Source organism: Pseudomonas sp. NPDC086581 (assembly GCF_044746165.1).
GTDB lineage: Bacteria > Pseudomonadota > Gammaproteobacteria > Pseudomonadales > Pseudomonadaceae > Pseudomonas.
The window spans coordinates 231,456-253,089 of sequence record NZ_JBIVBR010000007.1 but is presented as its reverse complement, the minus strand read 5'-3'; the positions used below and the strand labels follow the sequence as shown (position 1 = coordinate 253,089).

20 protein-coding genes are annotated in these 21,634 nt (G+C 65.9%); 14 read left to right on the top strand and 6 right to left on the bottom strand.

Annotation, left to right across the window (positions count from 1 at the left end; genetic code table 11):
* Positions 1-28: 28 nt before the first annotated feature.
* Both aroQ and ACIPK7_RS16195 read left to right on the top strand, forming a co-directional pair.
* Positions 29-478: a type II 3-dehydroquinate dehydratase gene (gene aroQ, locus ACIPK7_RS16200; protein ID WP_192432582.1), complete on the top strand. Its 450-nt coding sequence runs from the start codon at positions 29-31 to the stop codon at positions 476-478.
* Entirely contained in the window at positions 475-1,323 is an 849-nt protein-coding gene (locus ACIPK7_RS16195) for a shikimate dehydrogenase (RefSeq protein WP_192432583.1), read from the top strand. The genes aroQ and ACIPK7_RS16195 overlap by 4 nt, the downstream gene beginning before the upstream one ends.
* A gap of 146 nt (positions 1,324-1,469) precedes the next feature.
* Here the strand turns inward: ACIPK7_RS16195 and ACIPK7_RS16190 are convergent, their stop codons facing one another.
* Entirely contained in the window at positions 1,470-2,135 is a 666-nt protein-coding gene (locus ACIPK7_RS16190; RefSeq protein ID WP_401088870.1) for a TetR/AcrR family transcriptional regulator, read from the bottom strand.
* A gap of 98 nt (positions 2,136-2,233) precedes the next feature.
* Positions 2,234-4,144: a 3-dehydroshikimate dehydratase QuiC gene (gene quiC / locus ACIPK7_RS16185; RefSeq protein WP_401088868.1), complete on the bottom strand. Its 1,911-nt coding sequence runs from the start codon at positions 4,142-4,144 to the stop codon at positions 2,234-2,236.
* 536 nt (positions 4,145-4,680) lie between these two features.
* Here quiC and ACIPK7_RS16180 point away from each other — a divergent pair.
* Positions 4,681-6,015: an MFS transporter gene (locus tag ACIPK7_RS16180; protein ID WP_192432586.1), complete on the top strand. Its 1,335-nt coding sequence runs from the start codon at positions 4,681-4,683 to the stop codon at positions 6,013-6,015.
* A gap of 54 nt (positions 6,016-6,069) precedes the next feature.
* Here ACIPK7_RS16180 and ACIPK7_RS16175 read toward each other — a convergent pair whose 3' ends face one another.
* The 3 genes from ACIPK7_RS16175 to ACIPK7_RS16165 all read right to left on the bottom strand — a co-directional run bounded on the left by ACIPK7_RS16175 (position 6,070) and on the right by ACIPK7_RS16165 (position 8,226).
* On the bottom strand, positions 6,070-6,483 hold the full coding sequence (locus ACIPK7_RS16175) for a cupin domain-containing protein (RefSeq protein WP_192432587.1): 414 nt from the start codon (positions 6,481-6,483) through the stop codon (positions 6,070-6,072).
* Positions 6,484-6,668: 185 nt separating this feature from the next.
* A complete protein-coding gene (locus tag ACIPK7_RS16170; RefSeq protein WP_192432588.1) occupies positions 6,669-7,550 on the bottom strand; it encodes a Dyp-type peroxidase in 882 nt (293 codons plus the stop codon).
* 82 nt (positions 7,551-7,632) lie between these two features.
* Positions 7,633-8,226, bottom strand: coding sequence for a DedA family protein (locus ACIPK7_RS16165; RefSeq protein ID WP_192432589.1), 594 nt, complete (start codon positions 8,224-8,226; stop codon positions 7,633-7,635).
* A gap of 383 nt (positions 8,227-8,609) precedes the next feature.
* On the opposite strand from ACIPK7_RS16165, the gene ACIPK7_RS16160 reads away from it, so the two are divergent.
* Entirely contained in the window at positions 8,610-10,064 is a 1,455-nt protein-coding gene (locus tag ACIPK7_RS16160; RefSeq protein WP_401088865.1) for a sodium:solute symporter family protein, read from the top strand.
* 262 nt (positions 10,065-10,326) lie between these two features.
* Here the strand turns inward: ACIPK7_RS16160 and ACIPK7_RS16155 are convergent, their stop codons facing one another.
* Positions 10,327-10,692, bottom strand: a complete 366-nt coding sequence (locus ACIPK7_RS16155) for a GFA family protein (RefSeq protein WP_401088864.1) — start codon at positions 10,690-10,692, stop codon at positions 10,327-10,329.
* A 154-nt stretch (positions 10,693-10,846) separates the two neighbouring features.
* On the opposite strand from ACIPK7_RS16155, the gene ACIPK7_RS16150 reads away from it, so the two are divergent.
* The 10 genes from ACIPK7_RS16150 (at position 10,847) to ACIPK7_RS16105 (ending at position 21,608) form a co-directional block, all read left to right on the top strand.
* On the top strand, positions 10,847-12,046 hold the full coding sequence (locus ACIPK7_RS16150) for an MFS transporter (protein WP_401088862.1): 1,200 nt from the start codon (positions 10,847-10,849) through the stop codon (positions 12,044-12,046).
* A 19-nt stretch (positions 12,047-12,065) separates the two neighbouring features.
* Positions 12,066-12,869 (top strand): 2,5-didehydrogluconate reductase DkgB, encoded by an 804-nt coding sequence (gene dkgB / locus ACIPK7_RS16145; RefSeq protein WP_401088860.1) that lies wholly within the window; start codon positions 12,066-12,068, stop codon positions 12,867-12,869.
* A gap of 58 nt (positions 12,870-12,927) precedes the next feature.
* Positions 12,928-13,872, top strand: a complete 945-nt coding sequence (locus ACIPK7_RS16140) for a zinc-binding dehydrogenase (RefSeq protein ID WP_401088858.1) — start codon at positions 12,928-12,930, stop codon at positions 13,870-13,872.
* A gap of 185 nt (positions 13,873-14,057) precedes the next feature.
* Positions 14,058-14,840 (top strand): SDR family oxidoreductase, encoded by a 783-nt coding sequence (locus ACIPK7_RS16135; RefSeq protein ID WP_401088856.1) that lies wholly within the window; start codon positions 14,058-14,060, stop codon positions 14,838-14,840.
* 158 nt (positions 14,841-14,998) lie between these two features.
* Complete coding sequence (locus ACIPK7_RS16130; RefSeq protein WP_192432595.1) at positions 14,999-15,904, top strand: LysR family transcriptional regulator; 906 nt, start codon at positions 14,999-15,001, stop codon at positions 15,902-15,904.
* A 100-nt stretch (positions 15,905-16,004) separates the two neighbouring features.
* Positions 16,005-18,170: an FUSC family protein gene (locus ACIPK7_RS16125; protein ID WP_401088855.1), complete on the top strand. Its 2,166-nt coding sequence runs from the start codon at positions 16,005-16,007 to the stop codon at positions 18,168-18,170.
* Positions 18,160-18,366, top strand: a complete 207-nt coding sequence (locus tag ACIPK7_RS16120; RefSeq protein WP_045207441.1) for a DUF1656 domain-containing protein — start codon at positions 18,160-18,162, stop codon at positions 18,364-18,366. The genes ACIPK7_RS16125 and ACIPK7_RS16120 overlap by 11 nt, the downstream gene beginning before the upstream one ends.
* Positions 18,367-19,341, top strand: a complete 975-nt coding sequence (locus ACIPK7_RS16115; protein ID WP_401088853.1) for an HlyD family efflux transporter periplasmic adaptor subunit — start codon at positions 18,367-18,369, stop codon at positions 19,339-19,341.
* A gap of 127 nt (positions 19,342-19,468) precedes the next feature.
* A complete protein-coding gene (locus tag ACIPK7_RS16110) occupies positions 19,469-20,086 on the top strand; it encodes a histidine phosphatase family protein (RefSeq protein ID WP_192432597.1) in 618 nt (205 codons plus the stop codon).
* 61 nt (positions 20,087-20,147) lie between these two features.
* Positions 20,148-21,608 (top strand): mechanosensitive ion channel family protein, encoded by a 1,461-nt coding sequence (locus ACIPK7_RS16105; RefSeq protein WP_192432598.1) that lies wholly within the window; start codon positions 20,148-20,150, stop codon positions 21,606-21,608.
* The last annotated feature ends 26 nt before the right edge of the window (positions 21,609-21,634 follow it).

The following is a 21,634-nucleotide window of genomic DNA, read 5'->3' as shown; positions in this document are numbered from 1 at the left end:
CCATACAAAAACAACGGAGCCACCCTTCATGCCCCACACCCTGCTCGTGCTCAACGGGCCGAACCTCAACCTGCTCGGCACCCGTGAGCCCACCACCTATGGTCACGAAACCCTCGATGACATCGCTGCTCTCTGTCAGCAAGCCGGCGCCGAGCACGGCCTGGAAATCGAGTTCCGCCAGACCAACCATGAAGGCCAGCTGATCGACTGGATCCACCAGGCGCGCGGACGCTGTGCGGGCATCCTGATCAACCCGGCCGCCTGGACCCACACCTCGGTGGCTATCCGCGACGCGCTCGCCGCCGTGGAGCTGCCGGTGATCGAAGTGCACCTGTCCAACGTGCACAAGCGTGAGGAGTTCCGCCATCACTCGTTCGTCTCCGCCGTCGCCGTGGGCGTCATCGCCGGGCTGGGCAGCGACGGCTATCGCGCCGGCATCCAGCACTTCGCCAAGCTGCTGAAGGGGGGAGCGCCATGAACGACTACCGCACCGTGCTGGCCGGCCTGATCGGCGCCGGCATCCAAGCCTCGCGCACCCCCGCCCTGCACGAGCGCGAGGGCGATGCCCAGGGGCTGCGCTATCTCTACCGGCTGATCGACCTGGACACCCTCGGCGTCGATGCCGGCGCCCTGCCCGACCTGCTCGCCGCCGCCGAGCGCATGGGCTACACCGGGCTGAACATCACCTTCCCTTGCAAGCAGGCGGTGATTCCGCTGCTGCATGAGCTGTCCGACGAGGCGCGCGGCATCGGCGCGGTGAATACCGTGGTGCTCCGCGATGGCCAGCGCATCGGCCATAACACCGACTGCCTGGGCTTTGCCGAAGGCTTCCGGCGCAACCTCAGCGATGCACCGCGCGAGCGCGTGGTGCAACTGGGCGCTGGTGGCGCGGGCGCAGCGGTGGCCCACGCTCTGCTCAGCGAAGGCGTGCGGCAACTGACGATCTTCGAAGTGGATTCAGCTCGCGTCCAGGCGCTGGTGGACAACCTCAACGCGCATTTCGGCGGCCAGCGCGCGCGGATCGGACACGACCTCGCCGGCGCAGTCAGCGAGGCGGACGGTTTGGTCAACACCACGCCGGTGGGCATGGCCAAACTGCCCGGCGCGCCGCTGCCGCTGGAACTGCTGCACGCGGGCTTGTGGGTGGCGGAGATCATCTACTTCCCGCTGGAGACCGAACTGCTCCGGCACGCTCGCAGCCTCGGCTGTCGCACGCTGGATGGCGGCAACATGGCGGTGTTCCAGGCGGTGAAGGCTTTCGAGCTGTTCAGTGGCGTCGAGGCGGACGCCGAGCGGATGCTGGCGCATTTCGCCGCGATGTGATGTTGCAAGCGGACCATGCCCGCGATCCGCCGGCAAGGCCGGCGCAAGTCCGGGTTCGCGAGCAAGCTCGCTCCTACGAGGAGCAAAGGTGCCCGCCTGTAGGAGCGAGCTTGCTCGCGAACAGCCGCGCTCCAATTCGAACCGGCTTACGGCTGAATAAACCGCAACACCGCCTCGATGATCATGTCCTTGTGCCGCGCCTTGATCGCCGGGTCTTCCAGCTCAACCTGGAACAGCGAGCCGACGGTATGCCGGTTGGACACGCGATAGAAGCAGAACCCGCTGATCAGCATGTGTACGTCGATGGCCTGCAGGCCCTCGCGGAACGCACCGCTGGCGGCGCCGCGCTGGAGAATGTCCTCGATGGTGCGCAGGATGTTGCTGTTCATCGAGCGGATCGCCTCGGAGCCGGCGGCGAACTGGCCGTAGTGGATGTTCTCGATGCTGACGATACGCACGAAATCGACGTTGCGGTCGTGGTGGTCGAAGGTGAAATCTACCAGCCGGCGCATCGCCTCCAGCGGCTCCAACTCGGCCAGGTGCAGAGTCTGCTCGGTGCCACGGATATCACCGTAGAGCTTCTCCAGCACCGCCTGATAGAGCTGCTCCTTGCTGCCGAAATAGTAGTAGATCATCCGCTTCGAGGTGTTCATGCGCTCGGCGATGGCATCCACCCGCGCGCCGGAAAGGCCCTGCTGGACGAACTCGACGATGGCCGCCTGGAGGATGTCCTCGCGGGTCTTCTCCGGGTTGTTCTTGCGGCCCCGGCGAGCGGTTTCGGCGGGAGTCGGCTGGATAGCGCTGTCGGTCATGGCTCGGCATCGTCTGGCAGGCGCCAGGGGCGCCTGCTGTGTGAAGGGGTGCGCGGATTATGCGCGCCGGCACCCTTCGGAGGCAAAGCGCGGCAGGGCTAGACCTTGGGCCGACGCGTCGCCCCATTGCGCGCCTGAGCCATGGCCGCCAGGCGCACAGCGACATTGGCTGCGCCATAACCGGCATAGCCGCCGCGACGCTGGATGATCTCGAAGAAGAAGCGCTCCTCGAACGGTTCGGTGTACACGTGGAACAGTTCGCCGCCGCTGGCGTCGCGGTCGTAGAGCACGTTGAAGTAGGCCAGCTCGCTAAGGAATTCGTCATCGAAGTCGAAGCGCGCGGCGAGGTCGTCGTAGTAGTTGAGCGGGATTTCCAGCAGCGGCACTCCGGCGTCCTTCGCCCGCGCCACCTCGGCAAAGATGTCTTCGCAGGCGAAGGCGATGTGATGGACGCCGGAGCCGCGATAACTGGACAGCGCATGGGAGATGGCGGTGTTGCGGTTCTCCGAGATATTCAGCGGCAACCGCACACTGCCGTTGGCGGTGCGCAGGGCGCGGCTCTTCACCAGGCCGTAGGGGTCGGGCAGCACCACTTCGTCGTCGGCCTCGAAGTCGAACAGGCCCTTGTAGAACAGCACCCAGCTGTCCAGCCCGTCCGCCGGCAACGCCATGGCCATGTGGTCGATGCGCTGCAGCTGGCCGCTGGGTTTGGCCTCAGGGTCGAGGCGGAAGTCGATGTCATAAATGGTCTGTCCGGCGGCCCGCTCTTCCACCAGATAGATCAGACTTCCGTCCGGCGCGCGCACAGCGGGAATCTCCCGCTCGTTGGGGCCGACCAGCCCGCGATACGGCTGGCCCTTGTAGGCCTGCGCACGCTCCAGCGCACTGGCGGCGTCCCGCACGCGCAAGGCGGTAGCGCACAGCGACGGGCCGTGGGCCTCAAAGAAGCTGTGGGCGAAGGAATAGGGCTCGGCGTTGAGCACGATATTGATATCGCCCTGGCGCAACAGGCTCACCGCCTTGGAGCGGTGCTCGCCGGCGCGGGCGAAACCCAGGCGCTCCAGCCAGTTGCCCAGGCGCGCACCGAGGGCTTCGTCGACGGCAAATTCGAGAAACTCCACGCCATCCAGCTGGCTGGCCGGCGGCGGCGCGAAGAGGCAGTCGAGCTGCTCCTTGGGCGCGCCTTCGCTTTCCAGCCGGGCGCGCGTCTTTTCCTCGAGGAACAGCAGCGAGCGCAGTCCATCCGCGGCGTTGGCGCGGGGCGGCGCGGCACGGAACCCGTCGTTGAAGATTTCCAGCGACAGCGGGCCGCGATAGCCGCTCTTGAGGATCGGCGCGAGGAAGCCCGGCAGGTCGAACTCGCCCTGGCCGGGGAAGTTGCGGAAGTGCCGGCTCCACTCCAGCACGTCCATGGCCAGAATCGGTGCGTCGGCCATCTGCACGAAGAAGATCTTCTCCCCCGGAATCTGCGCGATCCCGGCCGGGTCGCCCTTAAGCGAGAGGGTGTGGAAGCTATCGAGGATCACGCCCAGCGCTGGGTGATTCACTTCGTGCACCAGGTCCCAGACTTGCTGCCAGGTGTTCACGTGGCGGCCCCAGGCCAGGGCTTCGTAGCCCACGCGCAGGCCACGGGCGCCGGCACGCTCGGCGGCCAGACCAAGGTCTTCGAGGAGGAATTCACGCTCGCCCAGCGAATCGGTGGCGACGTTGCTGCACATCAGCACCAGGTCGGTACCCAGCTCCTGCATCAGGTCGAACTTGCGCTCCAGGCGGTCGAGGTTGCGCGCCAGGCGATCGCGGCGGCAACCCTCGAAGTCACGGAACGGCTGGAACAGGGTGATCGCCAGCCCCAGACCCTCGCAGACGCGGCGCACGTCGCGCGGACTGCCGCCGTAATAGAGGAGATCGTTCTCGAAGATTTCCACGCCGTCAAAGCCGGCAGCGGCGATGGCTTCGAGCTTGTCCGGCAGGGTTCCGCTCAAGGAAACGGTGGCGATCGAACGATGCATTTCTTTGACTCCTGCCGGGCGTGCTGAGGGCTTGTTGGAATCGGTCTCCGGCTGAGTCTGATTATTCTGGCGGTCCGGGTTGCCGGCAATTTAAAGTGTACTAACTGGTTAGTTTTGTGTTCGATTACCGAACCAAAGGCCGTTTATCGAATTGACGCTGTTCCGGCCGCTGATCAAGATTTAGCCACGTCGACGCAATCCGGCTGGCCGGGGATCTGCCTCAATCCCCGGCGAACTGACAGCCGCTGCGAGATGGCCTGTGTGTCATCCATAACAATTTCAAGAACGGGTAAATGCTCATGTACATCCTCCACCCTCTCCTCGCCGCCGCCATTTCCCATCTGCAAAGCACTCTGGCCCATCCGATGCCTGGGCGGTGCAGCCTACACGGACGCCATCGCGCGCACTGATTTTCGCCAGCCACCGCACGTCCTTGTGTCAGTCAACGCCGATAAGCGGCGGACCACGCGCAACGGCTGCGGCACGACAATAATTCCTGAGGCTGCGCGTCAGCCCGATAACGGATGGCTCCGATCATGATCCACACGCAATCCGCTCCCCTCGCCGCGGTCGCCCCGCATGGTTCTTCCTTCTTCGGCAAGGTGCGTGGCGCCATGGCCGTCGGCAAGGTGCGCTGGGGCATGCTCGCCCTGGTGTTCTTCGCCACCACCCTGAACTACATCGACCGCGCCGCGCTGGGCGTGATGCAGCCGGTGCTCGCCGAGAAGATGGCCTGGACGGCCATGGACTACGCCAACATCAACTTCTGGTTCCAGGTCGGCTATGCCATCGGCTTCGTGCTGCAGGGCCGGCTGATCGACCGCATCGGCGTGAAGCGCGCGTTCTTCTTCGCCGTGCTGCTGTGGAGCTTTGCCACCGGCGCCCACGGCCTGGCCAGTTCAGCAGCCGGCTTCATGGTCTGCCGCTTCATCCTCGGGCTTACGGAAGCGGCCAACTACCCGGCCTGCGTGAAGACCACGCGCCTGTGGTTCCCCGCCGGCGAGCGGGCCATGGCCACCGGCATCTTCAACGCCGGCACCAACGTCGGCGCCATGGTCACCCCCGCGCTGCTGCCGCTGATCCTCGCGGCCTGGGGCTGGCAGGCGGCGTTCCTGTGCATGAGTGCGCTGGGCTTCGTCTGGGTGGTGCTGTGGAGCCTGAAGTACTTCAATCCCGAAGAACACCCGACGGTGAAGCAGAGTGAACTGGATTACATCCAGGAAGCCGCAGAACCGCCGGCCGAGCGCGTGCCCTTTTCCGTCATTCTGCGCATGCGCGGCACCTGGGCCTTCGCAGTGGCCCTTTCGCTGACCGCCCCGGTGTTCTGGTTCTATCTCTACTGGCTGCCGCCCTTTCTCAACCAGCAATATGGCCTGGGTATCAGCGTAACCCAAATGGGCATCCCGCTGATGCTGATCTGGCTGACCGCGGATTTCGGCAGCATCGGCGGCGGCATCCTCTCGTCCTGGCTGATCGGCCGCGGCATGAAGCCGATCAACGCGCGCCTACTGTCAATGTTCATCTGCGCCTGCGCGATCATCGGCGTGGTTTTCGCCGCCAAGGCCAGCGGCCTGTGGATCGCCGTGGCTGCCATCGCTTTGGGTGTAGGGGCGCACCAGGCCTGGACGGCGAACATCTGGAGCCTGGTGATGGACTACACGCCCAAGCACATGATGAGCACGGTGTTTGGCTTCGGCGGCATGTGCGCGGCGATTGGCGGCATGTTCATGACTCAGATCGTCGGCTACATCCTCACCGTCACCCACAACAACTATGCGGTGCTGTTCACCATCATCCCCACCATGTACTTCCTGGCCCTGGCCTGGATGTACTTCATGGCCCCGCGCAAGGTGCCCGGCGCGCCGGAGTGAGGCTGACGCTGTAATGAAGAACCCCGCCAATCGGCGGGGTTCTTCGTCCTGCGCTCACTGCTTCAGCGGCGTCAGCACCGGCGCCTTCTCATCCAGCAGCATCCACACCAGCAGCTTCGCCGGCTTTTCGTTGCTGGCGTTGCGCGAGACCAGGTGCGGCGTGTTCGGCGCTTCGTACCAGGACTGGCCGGCCTGGTAGGTCACCGGCTTCTGCCCCTCCAGCTGGGAGATCACCGCGCCTTCGAGCACGTAGGCGAACACCGAACCGCTGTGCACATGGGCGCCGGAGGACTGCCCGGGCGCATAGGAGACCATGATCATCAGCCCCTTCTTGCCCGCAGCGTCGGGCAGCCTGTGCTCCTGCTGAACCTCGATCTTTTCCTGGGTGGCGTCGTGGGCGAAGAGCGGCAGGCTCAGGGCCAAGCCAAGGCCGGCGAGGAGGCATTTCAGCGAAGTGGTGGCAGGCATGGCGGCGTTCTCGACAGTGGGAAGATGAGTCCACGCTACGCCCGGCGGCCAGGAGGCCCAATAGCCAATTCGGCAGAAGTTCGAGGGGCCATTGGCGGTTACCGGCTGCTTTGTGCCAATCGGGCCGCGCAGCGGCCACAAAAAAGCCCCGCACGCTGGCGGGGCTTTCGCGGCGCAGCGGCAGATCAGCCCAACAATGCACTCAGGTCCAGCATTCCATCCTTGCGCGGCGGGCACCAGTAGTAGCCGCCGGTCAGCGGCCGGCTGAAGCGGTACAAGGCGTCGGTGATGCCGTCTTCCAGCCCGCTCATGCGGCGCAGTTGCACTTCGAAGGCATCCAGGGTGCAGCCGAAGGCGAGGAACATCAGCCCGGCGTCCTGCCCCTGGGTCCAGGGCATGGAGCGGCGCACGATGAAGGCTTCGGGTTCGAAGCTTTCCTGGGCGGTGCGCTTGACGTGGGCGGATTCCGGCGCGTCGTCCAGTTCCTCGTTGTCGCTCAGGCGACGGCCCATGATGTCGTCGCGCTCGTGCTGCGGCAGCGCCGCGAAATCCTGCAGTTGGTGACGCCACTGCTGGATCGCGGCGAAGCTGCCGCCGGCCAGGCCTGCACCACCTTCGACGATGGCCGCGGCGATGGCATCATCGTCCTGCGGGTTCTCAGTGCCATCCTCGTAGCCGGTCAGGTCGTGGCCGCTGCCATGGCGGAAGGCCTCGGTCAGGCCACCCAGCTCCAGCGCCGGCGCCAGCAGGGACTGGACTTGCTGGGTGCGCAGAAGCAGTTCGCCGCGCTCATCACCGCGCAGCCAGACCCACAGTGCATGCGGGGTGGACGGGTTGTCGACGCCCACGCCGGAGATCGCCGGAAACTCGCGAAGCCCCTCGATGCGGCGGCCCAGCGCACGCACCAGCGACTCGCCGAAGCCGACCACCGCGCGCTCGCCATCGGCGAACTGCATCAGGCGTTCCAGCGCGGCGGGCAGATCCTGCAGCGACTTCAGATCGAAGAACAGGTGGCGGGCGTGGGCGGGAACCGGGGTGGCGAGAATGCCGGGCTGGTAAAGGCTCATGACAGCGTCCTTGAACGAAAGAGCGGCGATTCTAATCGCGCCGCGCGTGAATCCAAACCGCTCTGTATCAAGGACTTGGCGATCAGTTCGCCGATCTGTCGAGCCTGCGCTTGTGCCGATGCCGCCCGTAGCGCCACACCGCCAGGCCGCCGAACACCAGCAGCACCGCGACGAACACCGGCAAACGGTACGGCCGCAGGTTGCCCAGCCATTGTTCCAGCAACTCGCCGGCCCAGTATCCGGCGCTGGCGAACAGCAGCGCCCAGCACAAGGCGCCGAGCAGGTTGATCAGCAGGAAACGCAGCGGCCCTACCCGGCTCGCCCCGATCAACAGCGGCCCGGCCAGGCGCATGCCGTAGAGAAAGCGCACCGCGAAGATCGACAGGTGCGGATAACGCTCGATCAATCCGGTGACCCGCTCGATGGCCAGGCCGCGCCTTTGCAGCCAAGGCACCGCGCGATCCCCAGCACGGCGGCCGATCCAGAAGAGCAGTTGGTCGCCCAGGGTCCCCGCCAGCGTCGCCCAGAACACCACCGGGGTGAAGCCGAGCAGCCCCTGGTGCGCCGCGATGCCCGCGAGCAGCAGCATCGATTCGCCTTCGAGCAGGCAACCGAGGAACAGCACCGGATAGCCGTAGCTGGAAAGCAGTTGGGCGAGGTCGAGATGCTCGAACATGAAGGTCCTTCGAAGGCATGCCGTGCCAAGAGCCTAGCGGCTTGGCGGATGTTCTGCTTATCGAACAATGACTGTAAAAAATAAACGACTAACTGGTCAGTCAGGATCGTTAGCAACCAATCAAATCAATCCTTTAACTACGCCATTCGTCTTGAGATGTAATTTTTTTCGCTCATGAGCAATTCAAGTGTTTGACATATTTGACGGATTTGGCAGACTGCGGCCCGTTGTCGCAACTGGTTACGTTTTTCCGGCTCCCACTGCCTGGGGCACCGGATGACCTTGGCCGCGCAACCCAACAAAAACAACTTTGTCAGTCGTGGCCCACCTGCCCGAGCTTCGTCTCGGCGGTACGGTTCCCGGCGAGCCAACGGAACGAACAAATGCTGATCTGGTTTGTAGCGGTGTATCTGGTGATCACCGTAGCTGTCGGTTTCTACGCCACCACCCGCGTGCACAACTCCTCGGACTATGCCGCCGCTGGCCGGAGCATGTCCTTCCCCCTCGTCGTGACCATGGTGTTCGCCACCTGGTTCGGCTCCGAAGCCGTGCTGGGCATTCCGGCCACCTTCCTCGAAGAAGGCTTCGCCGGGATCATCGAAGACCCCTTCGGCTCCTTCGGCTGCCTGATGCTGGTCGGCGTCGTCTTCGCCCGCCCGCTGTACCGCCTCAACTTGCTCACCATCGGTGACTTCTTCCGCAAGCGCTTCGGCCAGCACGTGGAAATCTTCACCAGTCTGGTGATCATCATCTCCTACATGGGCTGGGTCGCCGCGCAGATCACCGCGCTGGGCGTGGTCTTCAGCGTGCTCTCCGACGGTGGCCTGACCACCACCCAGGGCATGATCATCGGTACCGTCATCGTCCTGCTGCACACCCTGTTCGGCGGTATGTGGTCCGTTGCGCTGACTGACTTCCTGCAGATGATCATCATCGTCTGCGGCCTGTTCTACCTGGTCTGGCTCATCGGCGACATGGCCGGCGGCCCGGTCAACGTGATCAGCCACGCCGCCAGCGAAGGCAAGTTCACCTTCCTGCACGGCACCTCGGCCAAGGACATCGTCGCCTTCCTCGGCGCCGCGGTGACCATGATGTTCGGCTCCATCCCGCAGCAGGACGTGTATGCCCGCGTGATGTCGGCCAAGACCGAGAAGATCGCCCAGCGCGCCACCATGACCGGTGCCTGCTGCTACCTGGTCTTCTGCATGCTGCCGATCTTCCTGATCTACGCCGCCTCGATGATCGAGCCGGAGATGGTCAAGCACTGGCTGGCCGAAGACTCCCAGCAGATCCTGCCGCACCTGATCCTGGAACGTACCCCGCTGTTCGCCCAGATCATGTTCTTCGGCGCGCTGCTCTCGGCCATCATGTCCTCCGCTTCGGGCGCCCTGCTGGCCCCGTCGGTGACCCTGACCGAGAACATCGTCAAGCACTTCCTGCCCAACATGAACGACCGCCAGGCCCTGCTGGCCATGCGTTGCAGCGTACTGGCGATGACCGTCGCCACCTGCCTGTTCGCCCTGCTGTCCAACGCCAGCATCTACGAGATGGTCGGCAACGCCTACAAGGTGACCCTGGTCGCCGCCGTGGTGCCGCTGTTCTTCGGCCTGTTCTGGAAGCGCGCGACCACCCAGGGCGCCCTCACTGCCATCGCCTGCGGCCTGATCGGCTGGGTATCGCTGGAGCTGGGCCACCAGGAAGGCGACTTCTGGCCGCCGCAGCTGGTCGGCCTGATCTGCAGCGCCATCGGCATGATCGTCGGCTCCCTGGCTCCGCAGTTCAGCCAGCACCGTGGCGAGAGCGTGTCGGAGATGGCCGCCGCGGCCGCTACCAACTGATCGCGCAATAGATGAAGAAAAAGCCCCGCCTTGTGCGGGGCTTTTTTTGTGGTGATCTGGCTGAGCGTTAAGACGTGGTTTTTCGTGGGAGCGGACCTTGCCCGTGAAATCCTCCGCGGCGTACTGCTGGACCGTGGGTTTCCCACGTAACACGTAGGGCGCATAACCCGGAACGGGTTATCCGCCTATGTCACCGCGGCGGATAACGCTGGCGCGTTATCCGCCCTACGATCCTGTGCGAGCGAGCTTGCGCGCGAACGCTCTAATCCGACTGCCCCGCTACGGTAGTCATGCTCTTGCCATCCACCCGCCGCACCGGCAGGGACTCGGGGTCGAATCCGTCGATGCAGCAGGCACTCACGCTGAGCATCGCCGGGTTGCTGCGGCGCTGGTGATAGACGTAGATGCCGCACGTCCCGCAGAAATAATGCAGCGCGACACCGCTGTTCCAGCGATACAGACGCAAGCCCTGGTCGCCGCGGGTCAGGCGGAAGCTGTCCTTCGGCACGGTGGCCATCAGGGCGTTGCGCTTGCCACACAACGAGCAGTCGCAGCGCACCAGTTCGTCGAGTTCCGCGTCGAAGGCGAAGGCCACCGCGCCGCAGTGGCAGGTGCCGGTGTAATGCATGGCTGAATACTCCTTGATGGATATTCCCAGCGTAGCCGGCCAGGCAATTCGTGACTCCAGATCAACTATCCTTTGTCGTTACCCTCGTTTTTCTCAAGGGCCGACTTCCGGACAATGCCTCCCATCGCATCCCATTCGTCCGGAGCCCCACACCATGCCCCTTGCACTCCTGGCACTTACGCTCAGCGCCTTCGCCATCGGCACGACGGAGTTCGTCATCGTCGGCCTGATTCCAACCATCGCCACCGACCTCGGCGTCACCCTGCCCTCCGCAGGCCTGCTGGTCAGCCTCTACGCCCTGAGCGTCGCCATCGGCGCGCCGCTGCTCACCGCCATGACCGGGCGCATCCCGCGCAAGGCGTTGCTGGTCGGCCTGATGGCGCTGTTCACCGTCGGCAACCTGGTGGCCTGGCAGGCGCCCAGCTACGAATCGCTGATCATCGCGCGCATCCTTACCGGTCTCGCCCACGGCGTGTTCTTCTCGGTCGGCTCGATCATCGCCACCAACCTGGTGAACAAGGACAAGGCCGCCAGCGCCATCGCCACCATGTTCAGCGGCATGACCGTCGCCTTCGTCACCGGTATCCCGCTGGGCACCTTTATTGGCCAGCACCTGGGCTGGCGCGTGACCTTCCTGGTGGTCGCCGCCTTCGGCGTGGTCGCTCTGCTCGGCAGCCTGCTGTTCGTGCCTAAGAACATCCAGCACACCCCGCCGGCGCCGCTACTGCGCCAGGCCCGCGTGCTGCTGCAACCGCGTCTGCTGCTGGTCTATGCGATGACTGCCGTGGGCTACGGCGGCTCGCTGATCGCCTTCACCTTCCTCGCGCCGATCCTCCAGGACCTGGCCGGCTTCAGCCCGAACATGGTCGGCGCGGTACTCCTGGCCTACGGTGTCTCGGTGGCCATCGGCAATATCTGGGGCGGCCGCCTGGCCGACAAGCGCGGCCCGGTCAGCGCACTGAAGATCATCTTCGGCCTGCTGGCTTCGGTTCTGCTGGTGCTGACCTTCACCGCCGGCAACCCGTGGCTGGTGGTACTGACGGTGCTGGCCTGGGGCGCAGTCGCCTTCGGCAACGTGCCCGGTCTGCAGGTGTATGTCGTGCAGCAGGCCGAGCGCGTGGCGCCGGATGCCGTAGACGTCGCCGCCGGCTTCAACATCGCCGCATTCAACCTCGGCGTGGCCGGCGGATCCTGGGCGGGCGGCCTGGTCGTCAGCCACCTGGGCCTGGGTCATACGCCCTGGATCGCCGCCGTCGTCACCCTAGCCGCCTTCGGCCTGACCGCCCTGAGTGGTCGTCTGGACCGCAGCAATTCCATGGAACCCGCCGCCCCTGGCGCGGTTCCCACTCACTGATCGACCAAGGAGACTTCCCATGAGCGTTCCCGCATTCGGCCTCGGCACCTTCCGCCTCAAGGGCCAGACCGTCATCGACTCCATCCGCACCGCACTGGACCTGGGCTACCGCGCCATCGACACCGCGCAGATCTACGGCAACGAAGCCGATGTCGGCGAGGCCATCGCAGGTGCCAAGGTCAAGCGTGACGAGCTGTACCTGACCACCAAGATCTGGACCGAGAACTACGCCGCCGACAAGCTGATCCCCAGCCTCAAGGACAGCCTGCACAAGCTGCGTACCGACCGCGTCGAGCTGACCCTGATCCACTGGCCGTCGCCCGAGGGCGAAGTGCCGGTCGCCGAGTTCATGGGCGCCTTGGCCGAAGCCAAGGCCCAGGGTCTCACTGGCGAAATCGGCGTCTCCAACTTCACCATCGCGCTGATGCAGGAAGCCATTGCCGCCGTGGGCGCCGGCCAGATCGCCACCAACCAGGTCGAGCTGCACCCCTACCTGCAGAACCGCAAGGTAGTGGATTTTGCCCGCAGCCAGGGCATCCACATCACCTCCTACATGACCCTGGGCTACGGCAAGGTGCTGGGCGACGAGGCGATCATCGAGATCGCCAAGCGCCACGGCGTCACCCCGGCGCAGGTCACCCTGGCCTGGGCCATGCAGCTGGGCTACTCGGTGATCCCGTCGTCGACCAAGCGCGAGAACCTCGAAGGCAACCTGCGTGCCGTGGACCTGCGCCTGACCGACGCCGACATGGCCGCCATCGCCGCGCTGGAGCGCAACGAGCGCATCACCAGCCCGGAAAGCCTGGCCCCGGCCTGGGACTGATCCGCAGCAGACCGACAGCCGCCCCTCGGGGCGGCTTTGCCGTTTCCAAGGAGTTTTCATGAGTACAAACGACTACGCGGCATGGACCTGGACGCCCGGCGCCGGGCTCGACGGCCTCACCCTCGCCCGCCTGCCGGTGCCCACGCCGGGCCCAGATGAAGTGCTGGTGGCCAACACCGCCATCGCGCTGAACCCGGTGGACTGGAAGATGATCGACTGGGGCCGCGACGACTGGCAGCAAGGCCAGGTACCCGGCGTGGACGGCGTCGGCATCGTCATTGCGGTGGGCAGCGAAGTTAACCTGCGCGCCGGCGCCCGCGTGGCCTATCACCAGGCACTCAGCCGTGGCGGCAGCTTTGCCGAGTACACCCTGCTGCGTGCCCGGGCCATCTACCCGGTTCCGGACTCGCTGGACGACGCCACCGCCGCCAGCCTGCCCTGCCCCGGGCTCACCGCCAGGCAGGCGCTGGACAAGCTGCCGGCCTGCAACAATCGCGACGTGCTGGTGACCGGCGCCGGTGGTGCAGTCGGCTATCTGCTGGCGCAACTCGCCCTGCAACGCGGCCTGCGCGTGTGGGTGACGGCTTCGGCGACACACCGTGAGCACCTGCTACAACTGGGCATCGCCGGGGTCTTCGACTACCGCGACAGCCAATGGACCCAGCAACTGCTCGAAATTCTCGGCCCGCGCCGCCTGCACGGGATCTTCGATACCGTCAGCGGCAACCACGCCGCCAGCCTCGCCCCGCTGCTGGGCTACAACGGCCATCTGGTGTGCATCCAGGATCGCCAGGAAGGCGCTCCGCTGCCGGCTTTCAGCACCGCCATCTCGCTGCATGAAGTGGCGCTCAACAGCATTCACGCCCATGGCGAAAACCTCGACTGGCAAGAGCTGCAGGCAGGCGCGGAGCACCTGATGCAGGGCGTCGCCAGTGGCCAATTGCAGACGCCGCGAAGCAGTACTTCGACTTCGCCAAGCTGCCCGAAGCGCTGCGCCGCTTGAAGTCCGGCGCCGGCAGCGGTAAATGGATCAGTCGCCTCCCAGCACCGATGGTCATCGCCTGACCGCACCGCTGGACGATGCGTATTTTGCAGGAGCGAGCTTGCTCGCGAACCGCATTGCACTGGGGGTTGGTTCGCGAGCAAGCTCGCTCCTACTGGTTTATTCCCGTACTACAGGAGAACATCATGGATCTGGGCATCAAGGGCCGTTGGGCCGTGGTCTGCGCCGCCAGCAAGGGCCTCGGCAAAGGCTGCGCCCTGGCGCTGGCTCGCGAGGGTGTGAACCTGGCGATCAACGCCCGCGACGTCGACACCCTCGCCGCCACCGCCGCCGAACTGCGCCAGCTGGGCGTTGAAGTGCGCGAAGTGGCCGGCGACATCAGCCAGCCGGATGTGCGCGCCGCACTGATCGCCGCCTGCCCGCGGGTGGACATCCTGGTCAACAACGCCGGCGGCCCGCCGCCCGGTGATTTTCGCGACTGGGAGCGCGAAGACTGGCTGCGCGCACTGGAGCTGAACATGCTCACGCCCATCGAGCTGATCAAGACCACCATCGACGGCATGGCCGAGCGCGGCTTCGGGCGCATCGTCAATATCACCTCCGGTGCAGTGAAGGCGCCCATCGACGTGCTCGGCCTGTCCAACGGCGCGCGCAGCGGCCTGACCGGCTTCGTCGCCGGCCTCGCCCGCCAGCCGCGGGTGGCCGGCCATAACGTGACCATCAACGGCCTGCTGCCCGGCTCCTTCGATACCGACCGCCTGCGCAGCGGCCTCCATCGCGCGGCACAACTGAGCGGGCGCGACGAAGGCGAACTGGTGGAAGCCGAAAAACGGGCAATCCCCGCCGGGCGATTCGGCACTGCCGAGGAGTTCGGCACCTTCTGCGCCTTCCTCTGCAGCGCCCACGCCGGCTACCTGACCGGGCAAAACCTGCTGCTCGATGGCGGCGCCTATCCCGGCACCTTCTGATACCTCCGGGATCTGAACGCTTTTCGTAGGAGCGAGGGGGACGCCTGGTTCTTGCTCGCGAACCGGCCCCGCTGCGATGTGGTTCGCGAGCAAGCCCGCTCCTACAGTCACCCCGCCAAACCCTACAATCACCCCGCCGCTCTCGAACAGGCCTGCCGATGAAAGCCCACTCCGACGAACTCAAGACCTTCGCCACGGTGATCGACTGCGGCTCCATCACTGCCGCCGCCGAACAGCTGGGGCTCACGCCCTCGGCAGTGAGCCGGGCGTTGTCGAAGCTGGAGGAAAAGCTCGGCACCACCCTGCTCAACCGCACCACCCGGCGCATGAAGCTGACCGAGGAAGGCGAATTCTTCCTGGAGAACGCCCGCCACATCCTCGAACAGATGGACGCCCTGGAAGAGCGCCTGGCCCTGCGCCAGCAATCCCCGGCCGGGCGTCTACGGATCAACGCGGCGTCGCCCTTCATGCTGCACGCCGTGGTGCCACATATCGGCGCCTTCCGCGAGCGCTACCCGGACATAGAGCTGCAGCTCAACACCAACGACCTGAACATCGACTTGCTGGAGCAGAGTACCGACATCGCCATCCGCATCGGCCACCTCGCCGACTCCAGCCTGCACGCCCGTCCGCTGGGCAGCAGTCAGCTGAACCTGCTCGCTGCTCCCGAATACCTCGAGCGCCACGGCGCTCCGTCCGACCTGGAAGAACTGCTCGGCCACTCCCTGCTGGGCTTCACCCAGCCCGAGGCGCTGAACGTCTGGCCGATCCGCCACGCTGGCGGCGACACCCTCACGGTTACCCCGTCGCTGTCCGCCTCCAGCGGCGAAACCCTGCGCCAGCTCGCCATCGGCGGCCAGGGCATCGCCTGCCTCGCCAGCTTCATGACCTGCGACGACATCCGTGCCGGGCGCCTGGTGCGCGTATTGCCGGAGATGACCAGCGAACGCCGCCAGCCCATCCACGCGGTGTACTACCGCAACTCGCAGCTGGCGCTGCGCATCCAGTGCTTCCTCGACTTCATCCAGGAGCGTCTGGCGCAGTCGCTGCACGCCACCGGTTAAACCAAGAAATTTCCCACAGCCGGAAAACCTCGACCACACTCAACAGGGTTCGCGACGCTCCACCGAAGGGGCGTCTTCCCGCCGTGATCGAGGGCCTGGCATGTCACCCATGCTGTTGTACCTGCGCGCCATCATTCATCCTGGCCGCGATACCCTGCTGTTCGCCCTGCGCACCGTGCTCGCGGGGCTCCTGACGCTGTACCTGGCTTTCCTGCTAGACCTCGACCAGCCCAAATGGGCGACCATGACGGTGGTGATCATCAGCACCCCACTGGCCGGCATGACCCTGCAGAAAAGCTTCGCCCAGGTGATCGGCACCACCATCGGCGCCATGGTCGCGGTGGCGATCATGGCGCTGTTCCCGCAGGCGCCGTTGCCCTTCATCGTCACCCTGGCGCTGTGGCTGGCGCTCTGCACCGCCGGCGGCACCCTGATGCGCTTCACTTACTCCCACGCCTTCGTCCTCAGCGGTTTCACCGCAGTGATAGTCGCGTTGCTGGCCCAGCCGGCGCCCGAATCCACCTACACCCTGGCCATCACCCGCGTCACCGAAACCCTGCTCGGCGTTGCCTGCGTGACCCTGGTCAGCCTGTTCTTCGCCCGTCCGCAGAGCGTGGCGCGCGGCTATTTCGCCAAGGTTGACCAGTTGATCCGACTGATTGCCGTGCACGCTGCCGCGGTGATCCGTGGCGAGGAGCTGGAGGAGGACTTCCAGCAGCGGCAGAAGCAGCTGCTGGGCGAGATTGCCGCCCTGGAAATGCTGCGCCGCCACCTGTATTTCGATGCCCCGCGCCTGCGCGGTGCCGACGAACTGGTGCAACAGTTGGCTAACCAGCTGGTGCTGATGACTTCACGGCTGGCCATCCTGCGGCGCCAGCGCAAACTGATCGAAGCGCGCTTGAGCGGCCCGCTGCCCGAGTCCGTGCGGCGTCTGCGCGAGGATGAACTGGCCTGCCTCGCCGAGCTTGCCGAGTTCGGCCGTGATCTGCCCAACGCTACCCGCAAACGCATCACCCAACTGCGTCAGCGCTTCGACGCCGCCGCGCGGCAGGCGGAGGAACTGGCAGACGGCCTGCCCACTTCGCTGCGCTCCCTGGCCTGGGCGTTGCGCTTCGAGCAGGCGCGGCTGATGCAGCAGCTGGACGAGATGATCGAGCTGAGCGAGGCGATCCAGGAAGGCCGCCCCGGCAGCAGTTCCTATCCGCAGAGCCAGGCCCATGCGCTGCACCTGGACTTTCATCTCGCCGCGATGAACGCCACACGTGCCTTCGTCGCACTGTGCTGCGCCGGCTGGATATGGATCGAGACCGCTTGGGACGGCGCTCGCGCCGGAATGATCCTGATCGGTATTCTCTGCTCCCTGCTAGCCACCTTCCCGCGCCCGCTGATGGCCAGCCTGGCCTACATGCGCGGGCTGGCCATGGCGCTGGTGGCGGCGGCGCTGCTGCAGTTCCTGCTGCTGCCCAGCGTGGGTGACTTCGAGATGCTCGCGCTGTTCCTCACACCGCTGCTGTACGTGATCGCGGTGGGTCTGGCCAACCCGCAGACCGCCGGGATCGGCATCGGCCTGGGGTTGTCTACTTTCCTGCTGGTCGGCCCGCAGAACCAGGGCGCGTGGATCAACACCTCGCTGCAATGGTTCGAGTTCGCCGGCGGTTACGTCAGCGCCGGTGTGCTGGCGTTGCTGGTGTACGCCTGGGTGTTCCCCTTCGACGCCGATGCCCGCCTGCGCCGTCAATCGCGCCGCACTCGCGCCGAGGTACGCTCGGTGCTGCTGTCCAAGCCCAGCGAGGCGCGCCGCTTCCTGTTCGAGAGCCGAATGGTGGATCGCCTGGCGATCATGCTCGGATTACTGCCGGCGGCGCGCGACAGCCACTCCGGCGAGCGTTTCCAGTGCAGCCTGGCGAGCATGACCCTGGGCGTCGTGCTGCACCAACTGCGCCGCGAGAGCCTGAATCCCAACGGTCTGCCGCAAGCCCTGCGCGAGCGCCTGTCACTGCTGCTGGATGAACTCGCCGCCAGCCTCGATCAGCCGCCTGCCGCACCACTGCACCGGGTATTGCCGGCCATGCGCGAGCTGGGCAACGAGCTGGACGAATTGCAAGGCCATGGCAACTACCCCAGCGGCGATGCCATGCGCCCGGTATTCGTCAGCGGCGTGGCACTGCTGGTAGCTGCCGACCTGCTCGAACGCTTCAGTGACCTCTACGGCGAATCCGCCGCCCTCCACGATGGCCATGGGGAAGCCGCGCTGCATGCCCGTTGATATCGAACTGGGCGGCGTCTATCTGCCGCCGCTGGCCCAGGCGCTGCTGCTGGCCCTGCCGATCTTCCTGCTGCTGGACTGGAGCCTGCGCCGCCTTGGCGTCCTGCGCCTGGTCTGGCATGAGGCGCTGTTCGAAGGCGCGCTCTATGCCTGCATCTGCGCGGGCCTGATCCTGCTCATGGGAGCCCTGCACTGAATGGCCAGCCTGCGCAAAATCGTCCCGCCACTGATTACCCTGGCGGTGGTCGCGCTCGCCCTGATCCTCGGCTACTTCGCCTGGACCTACTACACCCGTGCGCCCTGGACCCGCGACGCGCGGGTACGCGCCGACGTGGTGACGCTCTCGGCGGACGTCACCGGGCGTATCGTCGAGCTGCGGGTGAAGGACAACCAGCACGTCAGCAAGGGCGAGCTGCTGCTGACCATCGACCCGGCGCGCTACGAACTGGCGGTGCTGCACGCCGACCGCGCGGTGGAGGTTGCCCGCGCTGCGCTCGGCCAGTCCCAGGCAGCCATCGCCGCCAACCAGGCGCTGTTGCAGCAGCGCCATAGCGAGGAAGTCCGCCGCCGGGCCCTGAAGGCGCGCTCGGCGATCTCCAACGAGGAATGGGAGAAAGCCCAGACCGACGTCACTGTGGCCGAGGCGCAGTTGCTGCGCGAACAGGCCAACCTGGGTCTGGCGCAAGCCAACGTGGCCCTGTCCGAAGCTGCGCAGAAGCAGGCACGCCTGGACCTGGAGCGAACCCAGGTGGTGGCGCCGGTGAACGGCTACGTGACCAACCTGCTGACTCGTGCCGGCGACTACGCCACCGCAGGCCATTCACTGGTGGCGCTGGTGGACAGTGATTCCTTCTATGTCAGCGGCTACTTCGAGGAAACCAAGCTGCCGCGCATCCGCGAAGGTGACCGGGTAGATGTGCAACTGATGAGCGGCGAGCGCTTCGACGGCCGCGTCGAGAGCATCGCCTTTGCCATCACCGACCGGGAGAATGTCGCCGGCGCGCGCCTGCTGGCCAACATCAACCCGAGCTACACTTGGGTGAAGCTCGCCCAGCGCATCCCCGTGCGCATCGCCATCGCCGCGGATTACCAGAGTCGCGCCCGCCTACGCGCAGGCACCACGGCCACCGTCAGCGTAATGGACAGCAACAATACCGAAGACCTTCGATAGGCTCGCTGCGGAACTTTAATCACCGTCTCGTCATCAATCGATCGTGTGATTGTCACCTTGCCGGGTGCAGCATGCATGCGCCCAGCCTCCCGCAATCCCGCGCGGACGCCCCGCCCGAGGATCGCCCTTGCCCCGCACTACCCTGTTCGCCGCCGCCCTCCTGGCCTGCACCACCTTCGCCCTGGTCGCCTGGCGTTCGTTGCCATCGCCACTTGAGGAGGTGCCGAGCAGCAGCCTGTTCGCGCAAAACTGGGCCCGCGGCGGGGTCGTCCTGCTGGTACGCCATATGGAACGTTGCGACCGCTCCGCCGCCGAATGCCTGGGCGCCGCCGACGGCATCACCTCCCGCGCCGCCGCCCTGGCACAGAGCATGGGCGACAGCATCGCCCGCCTGGGCCTGACTGCCACTGACATCTACAGCAGCCCGGCCAACCGCACCGTGCAGACCGCCGACCTGATGTTCGACCGCAACGTGGTGCGCCAGGACTGGCTGCTCACCTGCAAGGACGGTGACCTTGCCGAGCAGATCCGCCAGCACAAGGCCGCGCACCGCAATCTGGTGCTGGTCACCCACAGCGAATGCTTCGACCTCCTGCGCGAGAACCTGAAGGTCCGCGAGACCGATACCCCCGAGTACGGCAGCGCCCTGGTGCTGTTCGATGAGAGCGAACCGAAGCTGCGCATCGCCGGCGAAGTCGAGACCGATGAGTGGCTGAAGCTGGTGGATTCGCACAACCCGAGCTGAGGGCGCTGCCAGAAAGCGCTTTCTGTGCCATCTTCTTGCGATCGTTCCAAGGAGAGGCTCGATGCCCGCCCTGCTCACCACCCACCCGCTGTTCGCCGCCCCCGTCCTGCTGCTGATCGACCTGCTGCTCTGGCGGCTGGTCGGACCGGCCCATCCGCACTGGCGGCTGGCCGCGCGCATTTTGTGTTTCCTGCTGTTCAGCCTGCTGCTGTTCAACGCCGGGATGAACCCGCTGCGCGCCGCGCCCTGGCCGGACGACCTGCCCAGCCACATGGTCGCCACCGCCGTACAGATCTTCTGGTGGCTGTTCGCCGCGCGCTGCCTGACCGTGGTGCTGGGCTTCCTGCTGGTGCAACGCATCGGCCACGGCGGGCGGCTGCTGCAAGACGTGGTCGGCGCGCTGATCTTCCTGGTCGCCATCATCGCTGCCGCCGGCTACGTGCTGGAGCTGCCGGTGAAGGGCCTGCTGGCCACTTCCGGGGTGGTTGCCATCGTCCTCGGCCTGGCGCTGCAGAGCACGCTGAGCGACGTGTTCTCCGGCATCGTGCTCAACACCACCAAGCCCTACCAGCTTGACGACTGGATCTCCATCGACGGTATCGAGGGCAAAGTCACCGAAATCGACTGGCGCTCCACCTACCTGCAGACCTCTCAGGGCACGCTCGCGGTAGTGCCCAACTCCCTCGCCGCCAAGGCCAAGGTGCTCAACCTGAGCCGACCGGCAAACCTTTATGGGGTCAGCGTGAGCCTGACGGTCAGCCCGCACATCCGCCCACGCAAGGTGATCGAGGCCCTGGAGCAAGCCCTCGGGGGCTGCCGCGCCCTGCTGGCCAGTCCGGCACCGGCGGTCAGCGTACGCAAGTCCGCGCCGGACGGGGTGGAGTACGAAATGAGCGGTTTCGTCGCAGCCATGGGGGAGAAGCGCGAGGTGCGCAATCAACTGTTCGACCTCGCCTACCGCCATCTGCAGGCCGCCGGCATCAACCTGCTGGCCGAGGCCGACGCGCCGATGCGCGAGAGCGCCTCGCGGGCACGGGCGCTGCTGGTGCGCTCGGGCCTGTTCGACGCGCTCCGCGACGAGGAGCGCGACGAGCTGGCGAACCGCATGCAGCGCCGACCGTTCAAGCGCGGCGAAGTGCTGCTGGCGCCGGGGGATGTCAGTGACCGTCTGCAAATCATCGACTCCGGCGTGGTCAGCGTCACCCTGCCCCACGAGAGCCAGACCATCGAGGCCGGCCGCATGGGGCCGGGCGAAGTGTTCGGCGAGGCCGGTGTGCTGACCGGCTCTGCCTGGCAGGCACAGTTCACCGCCATCAGCGACGGCGCCGCCTACTACATCGACAAGGAAACCCTCGCCCCCTGCATGGAGGCGCGCCAGGAGATCGCCGAGGCCATGGGCCGTCTGCTGGACTTCCGCCAGAAGGCCAGCGCCGCGCTATTGGTGGAGCAACCCGCTGTGGTGCAGCAGCGTGGGCTGATGGCGTGGCTCAAGCAGCACGCAGGGCGCCGCTACAAGGCCTGACTCCATAGCAGATCAGGCGTCGCGGG